Origin of the sequence: Cupriavidus sp. SK-3, assembly GCF_000611145.1 — a bacterium.
Classification (GTDB): Bacteria; Pseudomonadota; Gammaproteobacteria; order Burkholderiales; family Burkholderiaceae; genus Cupriavidus.
In genome coordinates, this window is record NZ_JFJV02000022.1 from 1 (window position 1) to 661 (window position 661).

Here is a 661-nt window from a genome sequence, read left to right on the forward strand (position 1 = left end):
TCGGGCTAGCCAACGCCATCTTTCTTATCCCATCGGGAACCTGTTCCCGGTGCGGCAACGGGTTCCCTTTTCCGTTTCGGAGAACCCACAAAATGCAAAACCCCACTATCGCTCTTGGCAAGATCCGTGCTGGCCGTAATCCGCGCAAGTATTTCGATCCTGCCGAAATGGCAGAGTTGACCGACTCCGTTCGGGAGAATGGCGTCATCCAGCCGATCTTGATCCGTCCCCTGGACGGTGACGAGTTCGAGCTGGTCGCCGGCGAGCGCCGGTACCGGGCAGCGAAAGCTGCGCACGGTGACGACTATCCCATGCCAGTGACCATCAAGGCACTGACCGACGACGAGGCTGATCGTCTGGCTCTCATTGAGAACGTCCAGCGCGCCGACATGGCACCCTCGGAAGAGGCAGTGGCTGCGGCGAAGATCGTCGGGCAACTCAAGGGAGATCGCGACGAGGCCGCCCGTGTACTGGGCTGGTCGCGCGGGACGCTCGACAAGCGCCTGGCCCTGATGAATTGCAGTCCGTCCGTGCTTGACGCGCTCAACACGCGCCAGATCCAGCTCGGACACGCGGAACTGCTGGCCACCCTCGCGAAAGACAAGCAGGACAAGCTCCTGCCGGTCATCGTCAGCGAGAAGAAGACCGTGGCCGAACTCAA

The 661-nt window shown here is 61.6% G+C and carries 1 protein-coding gene; it reads left to right on the forward strand.

Features of this window, described 5'->3' with window-relative positions; translation table 11 throughout:
- Window positions 1-92: 92 nt before the first annotated feature.
- The coding region (locus tag CF70_RS02105; RefSeq protein WP_035859684.1) for a PRTRC system ParB family protein at window positions 93-661 on the forward strand (569 nt) is incomplete at its 3' end.